Source organism: Mycobacterium sp. IS-1590 (assembly GCF_001500025.1).
Taxonomy (GTDB): Bacteria; Actinomycetota; Actinomycetes; order Mycobacteriales; family Mycobacteriaceae; genus Mycobacterium.
Genome location: NZ_LQIW01000021.1, coordinates 20,684 through 36,029 on the forward strand (window position 1 = coordinate 20,684; position 15,346 = coordinate 36,029).

Annotated in this window: 14 protein-coding genes and 1 tRNA gene; 7 read left to right on the forward strand and 8 right to left on the reverse strand. The window is 68.9% G+C overall.

Annotation, left to right across the window (positions count from 1 at the left end; translation table 11 throughout):
- Positions 1 to 69: 69 nt before the first annotated feature.
- Positions 70 to 1,527 carry an aldehyde dehydrogenase family protein gene (locus AU197_RS14425; protein WP_064403411.1) on the reverse strand — a complete coding sequence of 486 codons (1,458 nt, stop codon included), beginning with the start codon at positions 1,525 to 1,527 and terminating at the stop codon, positions 70 to 72.
- Positions 1,528 to 1,674: 147 nt separating this feature from the next.
- Here AU197_RS14425 and AU197_RS14430 point away from each other — a divergent pair, with 147 nt between their 5' ends.
- Positions 1,675 to 3,060: a cytochrome P450 gene (locus AU197_RS14430; RefSeq protein ID WP_064403392.1), complete on the forward strand. Its 1,386-nt coding sequence runs from the start codon at positions 1,675 to 1,677 to the stop codon at positions 3,058 to 3,060.
- On the opposite strand, the gene AU197_RS14435 is transcribed toward AU197_RS14430, so the two are convergent.
- Both AU197_RS14435 and AU197_RS14440 read right to left on the reverse strand, forming a co-directional pair.
- Complete coding sequence (locus AU197_RS14435) at positions 3,061 to 3,594, reverse strand: hypothetical protein (protein WP_064403393.1); 534 nt, start codon at positions 3,592 to 3,594, stop codon at positions 3,061 to 3,063.
- Between the two features lie 210 nt (positions 3,595 to 3,804).
- A complete protein-coding gene (locus AU197_RS14440; protein ID WP_156434426.1) occupies positions 3,805 to 4,389 on the reverse strand; it encodes an Rv1733c family protein in 585 nt (194 codons plus the stop codon).
- Between the two features lie 325 nt (positions 4,390 to 4,714).
- On the opposite strand from AU197_RS14440, the gene stpK7 reads away from it, so the two are divergent.
- From stpK7 to AU197_RS14450, 3 genes are all read left to right on the forward strand, one after another.
- Positions 4,715 to 6,523 (forward strand): serine/threonine protein kinase StpK7, encoded by a 1,809-nt coding sequence (stpK7, locus tag AU197_RS14445; protein WP_064403395.1) that lies wholly within the window; start codon positions 4,715 to 4,717, stop codon positions 6,521 to 6,523.
- A 143-nt stretch (positions 6,524 to 6,666) separates the two neighbouring features.
- A complete protein-coding gene (locus tag AU197_RS26775) occupies positions 6,667 to 6,801 on the forward strand; it encodes a hypothetical protein (RefSeq protein ID WP_286145562.1) in 135 nt (44 codons plus the stop codon).
- Positions 6,798 to 7,274 carry a DUF5994 family protein gene (locus AU197_RS14450; protein ID WP_064403396.1) on the forward strand — a complete coding sequence of 159 codons (477 nt, stop codon included), beginning with the start codon at positions 6,798 to 6,800 and terminating at the stop codon, positions 7,272 to 7,274. The genes AU197_RS26775 and AU197_RS14450 overlap by 4 nt, the downstream gene beginning before the upstream one ends.
- A 4-nt stretch (positions 7,275 to 7,278) precedes the next feature.
- Here the strand turns inward: AU197_RS14450 and selD are convergent, their stop codons facing one another.
- Entirely contained in the window at positions 7,279 to 8,286 is a 1,008-nt protein-coding gene (gene selD / locus AU197_RS14455) for a selenide, water dikinase SelD (RefSeq protein ID WP_064403412.1), read from the reverse strand.
- A gap of 51 nt (positions 8,287 to 8,337) precedes the next feature.
- Here selD and AU197_RS14460 point away from each other — a divergent pair.
- Positions 8,338 to 8,432: transfer RNA gene (locus AU197_RS14460), tRNA-Sec, on the forward strand.
- A 13-nt stretch (positions 8,433 to 8,445) separates the two neighbouring features.
- Here AU197_RS14460 and AU197_RS14465 read toward each other — a convergent pair.
- A complete protein-coding gene (locus tag AU197_RS14465) occupies positions 8,446 to 8,967 on the reverse strand; it encodes a DUF488 domain-containing protein (RefSeq protein WP_064403397.1) in 522 nt (173 codons plus the stop codon).
- A 109-nt stretch (positions 8,968 to 9,076) separates the two neighbouring features.
- Here AU197_RS14465 and selA point away from each other — a divergent pair, with 109 nt between their 5' ends.
- Both selA and AU197_RS14475 read left to right on the forward strand, forming a co-directional pair.
- Positions 9,077 to 10,387, forward strand: coding sequence for an L-seryl-tRNA(Sec) selenium transferase (gene selA / locus AU197_RS14470; protein ID WP_064403413.1), 1,311 nt, complete (start codon positions 9,077 to 9,079; stop codon positions 10,385 to 10,387).
- On the forward strand, positions 10,375 to 12,075 hold the full coding sequence (locus AU197_RS14475; protein WP_064403398.1) for a selenocysteine-specific translation elongation factor: 1,701 nt from the start codon (positions 10,375 to 10,377) through the stop codon (positions 12,073 to 12,075). The genes selA and AU197_RS14475 overlap by 13 nt, the downstream gene beginning before the upstream one ends.
- Before the next feature lie 217 nt (positions 12,076 to 12,292).
- Here the strand turns inward: AU197_RS14475 and AU197_RS14480 are convergent, their stop codons facing one another.
- From AU197_RS14480 to AU197_RS14490, 3 genes are all read right to left on the reverse strand, one after another.
- On the reverse strand, positions 12,293 to 12,763 hold the full coding sequence (locus AU197_RS14480; RefSeq protein ID WP_064403399.1) for a nuclear transport factor 2 family protein: 471 nt from the start codon (positions 12,761 to 12,763) through the stop codon (positions 12,293 to 12,295).
- 113 nt (positions 12,764 to 12,876) lie between these two features.
- Positions 12,877 to 14,394 (reverse strand): glycosyltransferase family 39 protein, encoded by a 1,518-nt coding sequence (locus AU197_RS14485; RefSeq protein WP_064403414.1) that lies wholly within the window; start codon positions 14,392 to 14,394, stop codon positions 12,877 to 12,879.
- Positions 14,388 to 15,233 carry a glycoside hydrolase family 16 protein gene (locus tag AU197_RS14490; RefSeq protein WP_064403415.1) on the reverse strand — a complete coding sequence of 282 codons (846 nt, stop codon included), beginning with the start codon at positions 15,231 to 15,233 and terminating at the stop codon, positions 14,388 to 14,390. Before AU197_RS14490 ends, AU197_RS14485 begins: the two co-directional genes overlap by 7 nt.
- Positions 15,234 to 15,346: the final 113 nt, after the last annotated feature.

The following is a 15,346-nucleotide window of genomic DNA, read 5'->3' on the forward strand; positions in this document are numbered from 1 at the left end:
TAGCGACCCGCCGTCAACTTAGCCGCTGACCCGTGGAAAGCGACTCATTGGCGACCGGGGGCTCCGACGTCAGATCGCGTACTGCCTTGGCTCGTGCTGCACGGAGATCCAGTGCTCGGTGGTGAACTCGTCGACGGCCCACTGGCCGCCGAAGCGACCGATTCCGGACGCTTTCTCCCCGCCGAACGCGGTGTTGGCGTCGTCGTTGACCGGGGCGTCGTTGACGTGGGTCATCCCGGTGTCGATGCGGCGGGCGAAGCGCACCGCGCGCTCGACGTCGCGGCTGAACACCGCCGATGACAGGCCGTACTCGGTGGCGTTGGCCAGCCGCAGCGCGTCCTCGTCGCCGTCGGCCCGGATTACCGTCATCACCGGCCCAAACACCTCCTCGCGGGCGGTCGCCACGTCGTTCGACCCCGTGAGGATGTGCGGTGGCAGACACTGGCCGGTCGGGCCGAAGGGGTCGCCGCCGATCAGCAGCGAGGCGCCGTCGCCGCGGGCGCGCTCGAGCTTGTCCTGGACCGACTCCAGCTGCGAGGAGTTGATGATCGGCCCCAGCTGGGTCTCCGGATCGCGCGGGTCGCCGACGCGCAGTTGTTTGGTCCGGTCGACGAAGCGGTCGAGGAACTCGTCGAAGACGCGGCCGTCGACGATCGTGCGGTTGCCGATCATGCAGATCTGACCCTGGTGGAAGAACGAGCCGAACACCGCTGCCCGTGCGGCGAGGTCCAGATCGGCGTCCTCCAGCACGACGATGGGGCCGTTGCCGCCGAGTTCGAGCGCGGTGCGTTTGATCCCCGCCTTGGCCGCGATGCCCTCACCGACGGGCGTGGAGCCGGTGAACGAGACGACGCGCGGCACCGGATGCTGCACGATCGCGTCGCCGATGTCCGAGCCCGAGCCGATGACCACCGACAACAGGCCCGGGGGCAGGCCGGCCTCCTCGAAGATCCGCGCGAGCAGCAGTCCACCGGTGATCGGGGTGTCGCCCGCGGGTTTGAGCACCACCGCGTTACCGACCGCCAGCGCGGGCGCCACCGAGCGGTTCGACAGCTGCATCGGAAAGTTCCACGGCGAGATCACCGCGACCACGCCGACGGGCTCGCGGTAGATGCGGCTCTCCTTGCCCGGGATGTCCGACGGCATGATCTTGCCCTCGACGTGGTGGGGCATCGACGCGGCTTCCCACAGCACCGAGCGCACGAGGTTCCATTCGAGTTCGGCCTTGGCGACCGTCCCGCCGGACTCGCGGATCAGCCAGCCGGTGATCTCGTCCTTGCGCTTGCTCATCACGTCGGCGGCGTCGCGCATCACCTGGGCGCGGGCCATGGGCGGTTGTGCGGCCCAATCGCGTTGTGCGTCAAGGGCGCTGGTGTATGCCTCGTCGAGGTCGTCGGCGTCGGCCTGCGGAATCTCGGTCAGCACGTCGCCGGTGTAGGGGTCGGTGTCCTGCCGGGTCTTGCCGGACGAACCGGCGCGCCAGTGCTTGCCGATCGGCATCGTGTCGAAGGCGGGATAGGTGCTCATGGGCACTGCCTACCCAATACGGGTGGCGTTACTCGGGTCGCTGCGCTCGCCGCTTTTGCACCCGGGGGCGTGAATCGGCGACGAGCACAGCCGTAGACGCGAAATCGGCTGTTCCCAATCGCGCGTCCCGCTCGTACTCTATTAGGCATGAGTACAACAACAGCGTCGGCGCTGCCGCCGGGACCCCGGCTCCCGTCGTTCGCGATCCTGTTGCTGATGATGCGGTGGTGGCCGCAGATCGTGTCGCTCTGCCAACGCCGCTACGGCAGCGTTTTCACCTTGACGAACTCCATGGTCGGCTCGATGGTTTATCTCTCCGACCCGGTCGACATCAAGACGGTCTTCGCCGGCGACCCGCGGATTTACCATGCCGGCGAGGCGAATTCGATGTTGGCTGGACTGCTGGGGGACAGTTCGGTGCTCGTCGTCGACGATGAGGTGCACCGCGAACGCCGCCGGCTGATGATGGCGCCGTTCCACCGTGACGCGGTGGCGCGCCAAGCGGACGTGATGGCCGAGATCGCGGCGGAAAACATCGCCGGCTGGCCGGTGGGCGAGCCGTTCGCGGTGGCGCCGAAGATGTCGGAGATCACCCTCGAGGTGATTCTGCGGACGGTGATCGGCGCCAGCGACCCGGATCGGTTGGCCGCGTTGCGCGAGGTGATGCCGCAGCTGTTGAACGTCGGGCCGTGGGCGTCGGTGGCCATCGCCAAGCCGAAGCTGTTGCGACATCGACTCTGGCAACGGTTGCGGCGCAACATGGATCGCGCCGACGAACTCCTGTATGCCGAGATCGCGGACCGTCGCGCCGACCCGAACCTCGTTGAGCGCACCGACGCGTTGGCGATGCTGGTGCGCGCCGGGGTCGGCGACGGTGCCGGGATGACCGATCGCGAGCTGCGCGATCAACTGATCACGCTGCTGGTCGCCGGGCATGACACCACCGCGACCGGGTTGTCCTGGGCGCTGGAGCGGTTGACCCGAACACCCGATGTGTTGGCAAAGGCCGTGCGGGCGGCCGAATCCGGCGACGACGAGTATCTGGACGCGATTGCCAAGGAGACGCTGCGGATTCGCCCGGTCGTTCCCGATGTCGGCCGAATCCTCACCGAGCCGGTGCAGATCGCCGGCTACCGGCTGCCGGCGGGGGTGATGGTGGTTCCGAGCATCACGCTGGTGCACGACGACGCGGGCATCTATCCCGACCCCGGCCGTTTCGATCCGGATCGCATGGTCGGCGCGACGCTGAGCCCGACGACGTGGTTGCCGTTCGGTGGCGGCAATCGTCGTTGTCTCGGTGCGGGTTTCGCGATGGTGGAGATGCGCGTGGTGCTGCGTGAGGTGCTTTCACGCGTCGAGCTGGCGACAACCACGGCTGCGGGCGAACGGCAGAAGCTCAAGCACGTGATCATGACGCCGCACCGTGGTGCGCGAATCACGGTGTCGGCGAGAAAGAGTGGCGTGTCGACGGCAGCGGATCAAGCTGCATCAAGATCCGCCACCGCCGACACGTCATCCGCGGCGCAGAACTGATCAGGGGATGTCGGTGGCGGGCACGCTGCCGCAGCCGACCCCGGGAATGCAACCGGCGGCGCCCTGCGGTCCCGCCGCGCCGGACGGTCCGCCGGGAATGGCGCCGGCGGCGCCCTCCGGTCCGGCCGTGCCGCCCGGTCCACCCGGGATGGCGCCCGTCGCGCCTTGCGGTCCGGCCGCCCCCGCGGGGCCGCCGGGAATCGCGCCCGCCGCGCCTTCGGGTCCGGCGACGCCGGCCGGTCCGCCGGGGATCGCACCCGCCGCGCCCTCGGGTCCGGCCACGCCGGCCGGTCCGCCCGGAACAGCGCCCGCCACTGGCGGAGCACCGGGAGGCGGCGGCGGTGTCCACACACCCGGCGCGGGTGCGGGCGCCGGCGCGACCGCGCAGCCCGTGCCGGCGGGGTCGACGCAGCCCGAAGGGCCACCGGTCGGGAGGAACGTCGGCGAAGCAAAGCCTGCAGGCGCGGCAGCGATCGCGGCAGCTGCCGCACCGGCCACCAAGAGCGGTGAAAACTTCTTCAGGTTGGTCAACATGCCGGTGCTTTTACCACTGTCCGCAGAGCTCAAACCTCCAACTGCCGCGAGCGTCCGTGTCTGTGCAGTGACACGCCGCGCTCGGACGTACAAGGGCGGTCGCTCGCGGGGGTTGACTGACCGCGCGGGTTGGATGACCGCGGCGCGTTGACTGGCCGCGGCGGGTTGACTGGCCGCAGCGGGTTGTCCGCGGTGCTCGCGTGCGAACGGTCAGGGGCGGCGGTTCGCCGTCCCGCCGTCGGCGAGGCTGGCGATCTCGCGGTCCCATGCCGCGTAGCGCACCCGCCGCAGACATGGGCGCACGCCGAGGACCACCATCGCCGCCGCTGCCGTCACCGCAAGCCAGAACGAGATCGCCGCGACCGAGGCGTCGACCCCGGCGCGCCACCACGGATCCAGTGGCTGCGCCCGCCGACCGTCCGGGTTGACCGAGATGTCGATGGTCTGGCCCACTCTGACAATCTGGTCCCACTGGAAACGCTCGGTGTGCTGGACACCCGCGAACCGCCAATTCGCCTGTACGACAGAGACGTCGGTGTTCCGAAGCGGCGCGGTTGTCGCGGTGACGGTGGCGGTGACCGGGTAGCGATGCTGGGCCTCTGCCACGTATGCGCGGCCGCGTTCCTCGTGAATGGCCGTCGCCATCGCCCCGGCGACCGGTATGGCGATCAGCGAGGCCGCCACCGCCATCACGATCACGAGGGTCTCGATGCGATCGGTCATCCGCACGAGCGGATTTCGACCGAGCGCGTGGGTCATCCGCCAGTGCCACCACCCTCGTTGGACCGTCTGCATGACGCCTCCTCGGTCGTCCGAGGAATTGACCGCGGCCGCCTATCCAAACCTCCTTTCGCCCACTCCGCGAGCGCGCGCGTCGGCACACGACACGCCGCGAAAAATCAGCACTTCGCGCATGTTCGCACGGCGCCGGAGACCGGCGGGTCACCGGCAGCAACCTGTCCCACCGACCCACGCCACCCCGTCGGGGACACCGCCACGGCAGGCCCGAGGCCGCCTGCCGAGAACGGCGGAGAATATTAAGAGATTCTGGCAAACATGATGTAACTTCAATCGACACACCGATGCGGGGTTGGCCGCTGTCGAGGGGTTAATAGAGACGGTGGACGCGACACCATTCGGGCACTACCAGCTGCAGGAATTGATCGGCCGCGGCGGTATGGGCGAGGTCTATCGCGCCTACGACACAAAGACCGACCGCATCGTGGCGCTGAAGGTGTTGCCGCCCAGCATGGCCGCCGACGAGATCTTCCAGCAGCGCTTCCGGCGTGAGTCGCAGGCCGCCGCCGGGCTCAACGACCCGCACGTCGTGCCGATCCACGGGTTCGGCGAGATCGACGGCCGTCTCTACCTCGACATGCGCCTCATCGAGGGCCGCAACCTCGGCGCCATCCTCAGCGACGCCGGTAAACGCCCGCTCGACACCACGCTTGCGGTCAAGATCGTCGAACAGGTGGCGATGGCACTGGACGCCGCGCACGCCAGCGGGCTGATCCACCGCGACATCAAACCGTCGAACATCCTGGTCACCGAACGCCAATTCGTGTACCTCATCGACTTCGGGTTGGCCCGCAGCGCAGGAGAGAAGGGTCTGACCACCGCGGGCAGCACGCTCGGGACCATGGCGTACATGGCCCCCGAACGCTTCGAGGGCAAACCGGTCGACCAGACCGCCGATATCTACGCGCTGGCCTGCGTGCTCTACGAGTGTCTGACCGGCGTGCGCCCCTATCCCGCCGACAGCCTCGAGCAGCAGATCGCCGGCCACATGAACAAGGATGTGCCGAAGCCCTCAGCGGTCGATCCGCGGTTGGCGGCCTTCGACGAGGTCATCGCCAAAGGCATGGCCAAGACGCCGGCCAAGCGCTACCAGAAGGCCGGCGACCTGGCCGACGCCGCACGCCGAGCGCTCACCGCCCCGGTGCGCACCGCGGGTAGCGGCAGGCATCAGGCGCGACGGGCACCGGCAACGGCACGCGTCACGCGGGTGCCGCGCCGCGCGCTGGCGGTCGCCGCGTCCGTCGTGCTGGTCGCGGCGCTGGGCACGTTCGGCGTGCTGCAGTGGCGCAGCGGCCAGGACGGCAGCGCCAGACCGGCCAGCATCGAGGAGACCACGACGCCGCCGCCCGCCGCCGATGGCGCGGTGGCATCCATCGCGGCGACGGTGCCCGAGGACATCCGGTCGACGGGCAAGCTCGTCATCGGTGTCAACACCCCTTATGCGCCAAACGAATTCAAGGATGCCGACGGTCAGATCGTCGGCTTCGACGTCGATCTGATGAACGCGATCGCCCGGACGCTGGGCCTGGTTCCCGAATACCGCGAAACCGCGTTCGAGGCGATCCTGCCGTCGGTGCGGGCCGGCGACTTCAACGTCGGCATGTCATCGGTCACCGACACCAAGGAGCGCGAGGAGTCGGTCGACTTCGTCACCTACTTCCAGGCGGGCACGCTGTGGGCGCAGCGGGCCGGGTCCGCGTTCACCCCGGCCGAGGCATGCGGACTTCGAATCGGCGTGGCGTACGCGACCCTTCAGGAGACCGAGGAGGTTCCGGCGAAGAGCGAGGAGTGTGTGGCCGCCGGGTCGGCACCCGTCGACAAAGTCGTCTACGTGACGCAGGACGACCTGACCAAGGCGCTGATCAACGGCGAGGTCGACGTCATGGCCACCGATTCACCGGTCGCGGGGTTCGCGATCAAGACCTCGGGCGGCGCGCTGGAGGCCGCCGGGGACGTCTTCAACACCGCGCCCTACGGCTGGCCGGTGGCCCAGGGTTCCGGGCTGGCCGAGTCGCTGCGCCAGGCGTTGGCGCATCTGATCTCCACCGGCGAGTACCGCACCATCGCCCTGATGTGGGGCGTCGAGAAGGGCATGATCTCCACGCCGCAGATCAACGGCGCGACCCGTTGATCACGCGCTTCCAGCCGCACGTGTAACCTGGAGGCAGCCGTCTCCGGTCAGCAGCCATCTTTTGAACGCGATGGAACTGCGCTTTGACACCGCGCGCCACCTTCGACATCGGCCGCTGCGGAACGTAACGAAGGACTTGCTACATGCAGTCGAACGACCTGTTTTCACACCCTCAGAAGCCCGAGTTCGTCTCGAGCGAAGACCACTCCACCGAACCCGTCACCAATCCGGTGTTCTCCGACCGCCCAGAGCGCGGTCCGTCCACACCCTCGGCGTGAACGGCCTTACGGGCACGCGGCGGCTCGCCCGACCCGTCCGCCTCGTGCTCGCGCGCAAACTCGGCTCCGACATCGACGGCGCCTGGTGGCCGCACACCGGTTCGGTCGCCGGTGAGCTCCCCGAGCTGATCGAAACCCTGCACAAGACGCTCGGCGAAATCATCGACATTCGGGTGAATTGGGCGGCCACAGAGGGCACCCTGGACTTCAACTCGATCCTGTCGAGCACCCGTACCAAGAATTCCGGCCCGCGCCGGCCCCATCGACTGATGGCCGTCGCCGGACGCTCGGCCTCCGTGAAACTCCTTGTGATACCGCATATGACGACGCCCGCGCTCGGTGCGATGGTCATGCGGTGCGCGGTCGGCAAAGCGAACACCGGCTCACCGGACTGCGAGCAGTGGAGCGAAGCCGCGGGCACGGTCATCCGGGATGCGCGGTCCGACAGCGTGGCGTGGATGGCCCAGAGCTGACCTTTCAGCGCACGACGATCGTGTGCTCGCCACGCGGCACCAGTTCGCCGATCACCGGCGCGCCCGGAATCTCCCCGGCGATCAGCAGACCACCCGAGGTCTGCGCGTCAGCCAGCAGCAGCGCCTCATCTTCGTCGATGGCGGTCAGATCGACATGCGGTGACACCCAGTCCAGGTTGCGGCGAGTTCCGCCGCTGACATAGCCCTGCGCCAACGCATCTCGCGCGCCGTCGATGTAGGGCACCGCCGCGCTGTCGATCACCGCGGTGACACCGCTGGCGCGGGCGAGTTTGTGCAGGTGGCCGAGTAACCCGAAACCCGTTATGTCGGTGGCGCATTCGACACCGGCGTCGACGGCGGCCCGTGCGGCATCGGCGTTCAGTGTGGTCATGACCGCGATCGCCTCCGGGAACGTCTCACCGGTGTTCTTGTGCCGGCTGTTGAGCACCCCGACGCCCAGCGGTTTGGTCAGCGTCAGGGGGACACCGGGTTTGCCTGCGTCGTTGCGCAGCAACCGCTTCGGATCGGCGACACCGGTGACGGCCAACCCGTACTTCGGTTCCGGGTCGTCGACGCTGTGTCCGCCGGCCAAGTGGCAGCCCGCGGCCCGGCACACATCCAGGCCGCCGCGCAGGACCTCGCTGACCAACTCGAATGGCAGCACGTCGCGCGGCCAGCCCAACAGATTCACCGCGACGACCGGGCGCCCGCCCATCGCGTACACATCCGACAGCGCGTTGGTGGCCGCGATCCGCCCCCAGTCGTACGGGTCGTCGACCACCGGGGTGAAGAAGTCCGTCGTCGCGATCAGCGCCAGCCCACCGCCTGAACCGACGCCGTCGATGCGCACCGCAGCCGCGTCGTCACCGTCGTCGAGGCCCACCAGCAGCTCCCCGACCGGGTCGCGCGGTGCTGCGCCGGTCAGGCCGCGGACCACGTCCTCCAGCTCGCCGGGCGGGATCTTGCATGCGCAGCCTCCGCCGTGGGCGTACTGGGTCAGTCGGTAGGTCATCTGCTCCGTCACAGCCTCCATGCTGCCTGGCATGATCGTGCGGTGGGTCAGGGAGGCGTATCCGGTCTGGTGACCGGCGCGGTCTTCAAAATCGCTGAGCGGCAGATTCTGTCGCTGGCGGGTTCGATTCCCGTCCGCCTCCGCCACCCCTTGCGGTGATCAGCCGTCCCACACAACCAGGCCGTCGTCGCGAACCCGCGCCCCCTCCGACGGCTCGTGCGGCACGAGCCGACCGTCGTGCATGAGGTGCATGACCGGCACCGAGAACCGCAACACGGCCACGTCGGCGACGATCCGCCGGTGGCATCGCCACCACACCGACTCGCTGCACATCATCGCGGTGTGTTGGCGCCGCGACTGTTCCACCAGCTCGCCCATGGCGTCGCCGAATTCGTCGGTGCGCGTGTACGCGGCGTAGGCGGCGAACTGCTTGACCCGCCACCACGGATCCTCGGGTTCGGAGCCCGCGGGCAAGCTTCTGCGCCCGCCCAGTCGCTGCTCCCAGCGGTAGACCACCCCGGCTTCGGGGGCCCATTCGCTCATGGCGGTCTTCTCGACGTCGGGGTTGTGCCTGCTGTTCGGATAGCGGCGAATGTCGACCAGCGCCTCGACGTCGGCCTCGCCGAGCAGCCTCGCGAGCTCCGTCTTGTCGAGCGCACCATGTCCCACCGACGTCAACACACCATCGGTGTACCCGATCGACGCGGTTGCGCCATGATGGCTTCATGCGAATTCGGTGCGTTCTGTTGCGCTGGCCGCAACATCGCGCACCCAGATCACAGGGGCGACGGTGACCGATCCGCGACGACGGGTGCCGCGCACCGACGCGCTGCTCGCCGACCCGCGCCTGGTCCAGGCCTCGCGAATGCTGGGCCGCACGCTCGTGAAAACCGTTGTGGGACAGTCGCAGCAGCGTGCGCGGGACGGTGTGATCGGGCCGGAGCAGGTCGCCGACGACGCGGTTGCCTCGTTGCCTCCGAGCGCGGCGACATTGCGGCCGGTGATCAACGCCACCGGCGTTGTCGTGCACACCAACCTGGGACGTGCACCGCTGTCCAAGGCGGCGGTCGACGCGGTTGTTACCGCCAGCGGTGCCACCGACGTCGAGTTCGACCTCGAGACCGGGCGCAGGGCCCGGCGCGGGCGCGGCGCGCTGGCCGCGCTGGCGCATGCTGTCCCGACGGCCGGCGGCGTGCATGTGGTCAACAACAATGCGGCCGCGCTGTTGCTCACCGCGATGACGCTGGCGCCCGGCAAGGAGATCGTCGTCAGCCGCGGTGAGCTGATCGAGATCGGCGACGGCTTCCGCCTGCCCGAACTGATGGAGTCGACCGGCTCGCGCATCCGCGAGGTCGGCACCACCAACCGCACCCACCTGCGCGATTACGCCGACGCGCTCGGACCCGACACCGGTTTCATCCTCAAGGTGCACCCGTCGAATTACTCGGTCACGGGCTTCACCTCGACGGTCGGCGTGCCCGAACTGGCCGAACTCGTCCGGGGCGAGCGAAGCGACGGGAAGAAGGTCGTCCCCCTCGTCGCCGACATCGGCTCGGGCCTGCTCACCCCGCATCCGCTGCTGCCCGACGAACCCGACGCGAGCACGATGCTGCGCGACGGCGCCGACGTCGTCACGGCCAGCGGGGACAAACTGCTCGGTGGGCCCCAGGCCGGCCTGCTGTTCGGCGAGGCCGAGCTGATCGAGCGGTTGCGCCGTCATCCCGCCGCGCGGGCGTTGCGCGTCGACAAGATGACGCTCGCTGCGCTGGAGGCGACGCTGGTCGGCCCGCCACCGCCGGTCATGCAGGCGCTTGACGTCGACGTCGCCGATCTGCGGGCCCGCGCGCGGAAGCTGGCCGCTCAGCTCCCGGGAGCCGAGGCCGTCGACTGCACCGCCGCGGTGGGCGGTGGCGGCGCACCCGAGGTCGCACTGCCGAGCGCGGCGGTCAGCCTTCCGGAGTCCTACGCCGCGCCGCTGCGGACCGGCACACCCGCGGTGGTCGGCCGGCTGGAGGGCGGTCGGTGCCTGCTGGACCTGCGCACGGTGGCACCCGGCGACGACAGCCTGCTCGCTCAGGCGGTGCTGGCGTGTACGTCGTAGCGACCGCGGGCCACGTCGACCACGGCAAGTCCACGCTCGTCGAACGCCTCACCGGGATGTGGCCCGACCGGCTTGTCGAGGAGCAGCGGCGCGGCCTGACCATCGATCTCGGCTTTGCGTGGACCACGCTCGACGGGCGTGAGGTCGCGTTCGTCGACGTGCCGGGCCACGAGCGGTTCGTCGCGAACATGCTCGCCGGATGTGGGCCGATGCCCCGAGACAGTCCAGTGGTTTTCGTCGTCGCCGCGACGGAGGGCTGGATGCCCCAGTCTGAGGAACACCTCGACGCGCTGCGGGCGCTCGGCGTCCGGCACCTGCTCGTCGTGATCAGCAAGGCCGACCTCGCCGACCCCGCGCGTGCGCTGGCGCAGGTCAGAGAGCGGCTCCCCGACGCGCCGGTGGTGCTCGGCACGGATCTGGAAGCCGTTCGGGCCGCGGTGATTTCACTTGTCGACGCGCTGCCGTCACCCGACCTCGATGCCGATGTGCGGCTGTGGGTGGACCGCTCGTTTACCGTCCGCGGCGCAGGAACCGTGGTGACGGGGACGTTGGCGGCGGGCACGTTGCGCGTGGGTGATGAGCTCGAACACGCGGGGCGACGGGTGACGATTCGCGGCCTACAGTCGCTCGGTCAGGATCGGCGGGAGGTCGGTGCCGTCGCCCGGGTCGCGGTGAACCTGCGCGGTGTCGACCGCCAGCAGATCGGCCGCGGCGACACCATCCGGACGCCGGGCGCGTGGCTGCAAACCACCGAAATCGACGTTCTGTTAACCGAACCCGGTGAACTACACCGACAATTGGTGCTGCACATCGGATCGGCCGCGGTGCCGGTGCAGGTGCGACCGCTCGGAGCGGCGGGTGCGCGACTTCGGCTGACGCGTCCGCTGCAGCTGCGAATCGGTGACATCGGGTTGTTGCGTGACGCGGGCGAGCACCGTATCGCCGCAGGCGTGGAGGTGCTCGACGTGCGGCCGCCCGCGCTGCGGCGTCGCGGTGCGGCCCGCGAGCGTGGCGACGAGTTGGCGACAGGACGCGTCCGCCCGCCACCGTGCGCGCACGTAACCGAACTGCGCGCCATGGGTTTTGGCGCAGACGGCACTCGTATCGGGGAGTGGATCGTCGACGACGACTGGTGGGCTCAGCGCCGCGAGCAGATGACCACGGCGCTCGACGACTGGACGGCCGGGCACGACATCGCGGCGGGAATGCCACTGGAAACCCTGCGGCAGCAGTCCGGTCTGCCCGCCGCCGAACTCCTGCTCGCGCTGTTGGACGGTACCGGACTTCAGGTGGCCGACGGAGTGGTGCGACGCCCGGACGCGGAGCTGCCCGCCCGCGTCGACAAGGCGGTGCGCACGGTGGAGGAGTGGTTGGCGGCCGAGCCGTTTCGAGCGCCGGAGTCCGACGAACTCGCCGACCTGAACCTGGGTCCGCGGGAACTCGCGGCAGCGATCCGGGCGGGCCGGCTGACCAGGATCGCCGACGGCGTGGTTCTCGGCCCCGATGCCGTCGACCGCGCAGCAGAGATCCTCGCGACGCTTCCACAACCGTTCACCGTTGCCGAAGCCAAGCGCGCGCTGAACACCACCCGGCGGGTCGCGGTGCCGCTGCTCGAACACCTCGATGCGCGAAAGCTCACTCGCCGCAGCGCCGACGGCGCCCGAACGGTTCGTCCGCAGCAGCGCTGAATTCACAGGAGCGCTGAATTCACAGCAGCGCTGAATTCACAAGTCTCATTAGCTCCACGAGCTCCACCAGTCTCACCAGCCTCCGGTGGGTAAGCATCGCAGTTGACCACCTCAGAGCGAATCATTCGCTTGGAGCGAATAATTCGCTGATAGCCGGGCAGCATCGAAGGGCTCCCTGCTAGAGGCTGATGAGGCGGCTGTGACTGCGCTCGCCCCGTCACAACCCCAATTCGCTCAGACCGGGATGGTCGGCGGGTCGCGGACCGGAGCGGTCCCAGTGGAACAACCGCTGCGCCTCGGTGATCGCGACGTCGTTGATGCTGGCGTGGCGCGTCTTCATCAGCCCGTCGGCGGCGAACTCCCAATTCTCGTTGCCGTACGCGCGGAACCACCGGCCCTGGTCATCGTGGTATTCGTAGGCAAACCGGACGGCGATGCGGTCGCCGCCGTAGGCCCACAGTTCCTTGATCAGTCGGTACTCGAGTTCCTTCTGCCACTTGCCGGTCAGGAACTCGATGATCTGCTCGCGGCCCTGAAGGAAGGTCGACCGGTTTCGCCACCGGCTGTCCGGTGTATAACCCTTCGCGACGCGCTCGGGATGGCGGGTATTCCAGTTGTCCTCTGCGGCACGCACTTTCGCAACAGCAGTGTCATGGGTGAATGGGGGCACCAGCGGCGTCGTGCTCATCGCATGTCCTTCCTGCGGTCCGTGCTCCGCGTGACGGCGCGAGTACGGTACACCCCGATCATGAGACTTTAAATACAGAACCGCACGTTCGGCCCCGGTATTCCATCGCGCGGCTAGCGTTCGGCCTTGATCACCTGCGCCAAACTGAACTGCCACCGCTCGACCAGCCGGAAACCCATGTCGTGGCTGACCGCGAACGCTCGCGTCCCCCCGAAGAGCGGGCCGGGAGGGATCGCCACGCCCTCTTCGTGTTCGGGGGCGCCCGGGTCGGCCTGCGTGATGATCCAGACGACGGCACAGTGTTCGAGCGGTCCGACCGAGGCCTCGGGGATCAGGTTGGTGTCGAAGACATCATGGCGGTCGACGGCGCGCTGCCACAGGCTGACGTCGACGAGGCCGGTGTAAGCGTCGGGACGCGCGGCCATCAGCGGCCGCATCGGAGCGGGATGGAAGGTGACGGTGTCGTTGACCAGAAGACAGTCGCCGGCGGCGGCCTTCGCCGAGATCAGGTCGGCCACCGGGCTGTAGTCCATGTCGTACTTTGCGTACGGACCACGTTGCACGGCAACAAAAGTGGGAGCCGCGACCACGGCGAACACCAACACGACCGCAGTCGCCACCCACGCCGAACGCGCCACCACCATGATGCAGACGCCGAGTAGCAGCGCCATGGCGGGCGCGGTGAAGCACAGATACCGCGGCGTGTACAGCGGTTCGCGCACCGCCGAGTACGCCACGATCAGCGCGGTCGGGATCACCAACCAGGCGACGGCCAGCACGACCGCTTCTCGTTCCCCGACACTGGGACGACGCGCGAAGGCCCACACCCCGATCGCCGCGAGCACCACCGCCGCGGACAACGCCGCGAAATACGGGTTACGGTCGAAATACTGTTGAACAGCAACATCTTCGAACGTGCGCAACCCAATCAGCGTTATCCAGCTGATCTGTTGGGCCTGCCCGGCGACGACCGCGACGAACGGCGCCATCACCGCGACGCCCACACCCGCAGCAGCCGCAAACGGCAGCACCACAGCCCGGCGGCGCCGGAACGCCAACACAAAGACCGCGTGCGCGAGAACCAGCAGCGCCAGGTAGACGTCGAACAGAATCGACACGGCCAGCAAGCCGCTGTATCCCACCCACGCCCAACGTGATTCGCGTCCCGCAGCCCAGATGAGCAGCACCGCCAGCCAGACCGCGAGCATCATCGTCAGCGCATACGGGCGCGCCTCGATGCCCGCCCACGTCGCCCGGGGCAGGACCGCGCACACGACACCGGCCACCACCCCGACCGCCCGCGACGACAGTTGCCGACCCAGCACCACCACACCGGCCGCGGCGGCCCCGACGGCCAGGCCGCTGGGCACCCGCGACCAGAACTCGGTCGGCGGCACGATGGTGAACCAGCCGTGCATCAGCACGTAGTACAGGCCGTGTACGGCGTCGACGTCGCCGAGCATCTGCCACAGCGCCGACAGCGGCCGGCTGTAGGACGCCGAGATCGTGGCGGCCTCGTCGTACCAGAACGACGGTCGCGCGGCGCCCGCGAGGCTCACCGCGGCACCGACGATGCCGACGAGCAGTGGTTCCAGCCGCGCGAGCCGTCCGCGGGCGGAGACGTCTACCAGACGCGGATCCAGTCGATGAGCATCACCGACGGGTACGGTGCCCGGCGCGGATCCCCGCCCCCCGAACCACCGACCGCCAGGTTGAAGATCGCCTGCAGCCAGTAGCCGGGGATGCCGAACGGCCACCGCAGGTCGCCCGGCCTGCCGTGGACGGGAATCGGCTTGGCCGGAACGGTGAAGTACGGCTCGGCGCCGTCGGTGTAGTCACGCCAGAAGCGGAATCCGTCCTCGCTCCACTCGGTGCGCCAGGTGTGCCATGCGGGATCCACCAGGTGCGGAATCGACATGCCCTCCCACGTCTTGCCGTTGGAGGCGGCGTGGACGGTTGTCCCCGGCGGCCACGACTCGTTGCCGTAGTACTCGACGATGTCGATCTCGCCGTCGGGCAGCGGATCCTGGTTCAGCAGCCAGTAGGCCGGCCACAGGCCCGGGTGCATGCAGTCCAACTTGATGCGCGCTTCCCACGTGGTGCCGATCTGGCCGCGGAAGTGGCTGAGCACCTTGCCGCTGAAGTACTGGTCGCCCTCCTGGGTGGCGCACAGCACGAGGTTGGAGTTGCCGTCGACGAACACGTTGCGCCGGTCGTCGCGGTAATGGCCCACGATCGGCGGGTTCACTGGGTCGTCCCAGGATTGGACGATCCACTTCGACGGGTCAGGCGCGGAGCCGGCGGGGCCGTCGAACTCGTCGACGAACAGGTAGCCGCCGGTCGCCGCGTCCGGCGGCGGTTGCGCCGGCGGCGACGGCCGAACCGGCGAGGCGTTGGCCAGCGGCGAGGATAAGGCGGCCGCACCAACAGCGGCGGCTCCGGTCATCATCATCAGGGTGCGACGGTCGATTTCGGCCACAGCAGCACCATAGAGGGTGCCAACCATGATCGGGTCGAGTTGCCGCCACCGTGGCGCCCATCGCGGTCATCCGACGACGACGGCCGTGCCCGCTGCACCCCTCC

Coding starts and splice junctions, on each gene's coding strand:
- AU197_RS14425 (WP_064403411.1), bottom strand. CDS start 1,527: ATGAGCACCTATCCCGCCTTCGACACGATGCCGATCGGCAAGCACTGG.
- AU197_RS14430 (WP_064403392.1), top strand. CDS start 1,675: ATGAGTACAACAACAGCGTCGGCGCTGCCGCCGGGACCCCGGCTCCCG.
- AU197_RS14435 (WP_064403393.1), bottom strand. CDS start 3,594: ATGTTGACCAACCTGAAGAAGTTTTCACCGCTCTTGGTGGCCGGTGCG.
- AU197_RS14440 (WP_156434426.1), bottom strand. CDS start 4,389: ATGCAGACGGTCCAACGAGGGTGGTGGCACTGGCGGATGACCCACGCG.
- AU197_RS26775 (WP_286145562.1), top strand. CDS start 6,667: ATGCAGTCGAACGACCTGTTTTCACACCCTCAGAAGCCCGAGTTCGTC.
- selD (WP_064403412.1), bottom strand. CDS start 8,286: ATGACCTACCGACTGACCCAGTACGCCCACGGCGGAGGCTGCGCATGC.
- AU197_RS14480 (WP_064403399.1), bottom strand. CDS start 12,763: ATGAGCACGACGCCGCTGGTGCCCCCATTCACCCATGACACTGCTGTT.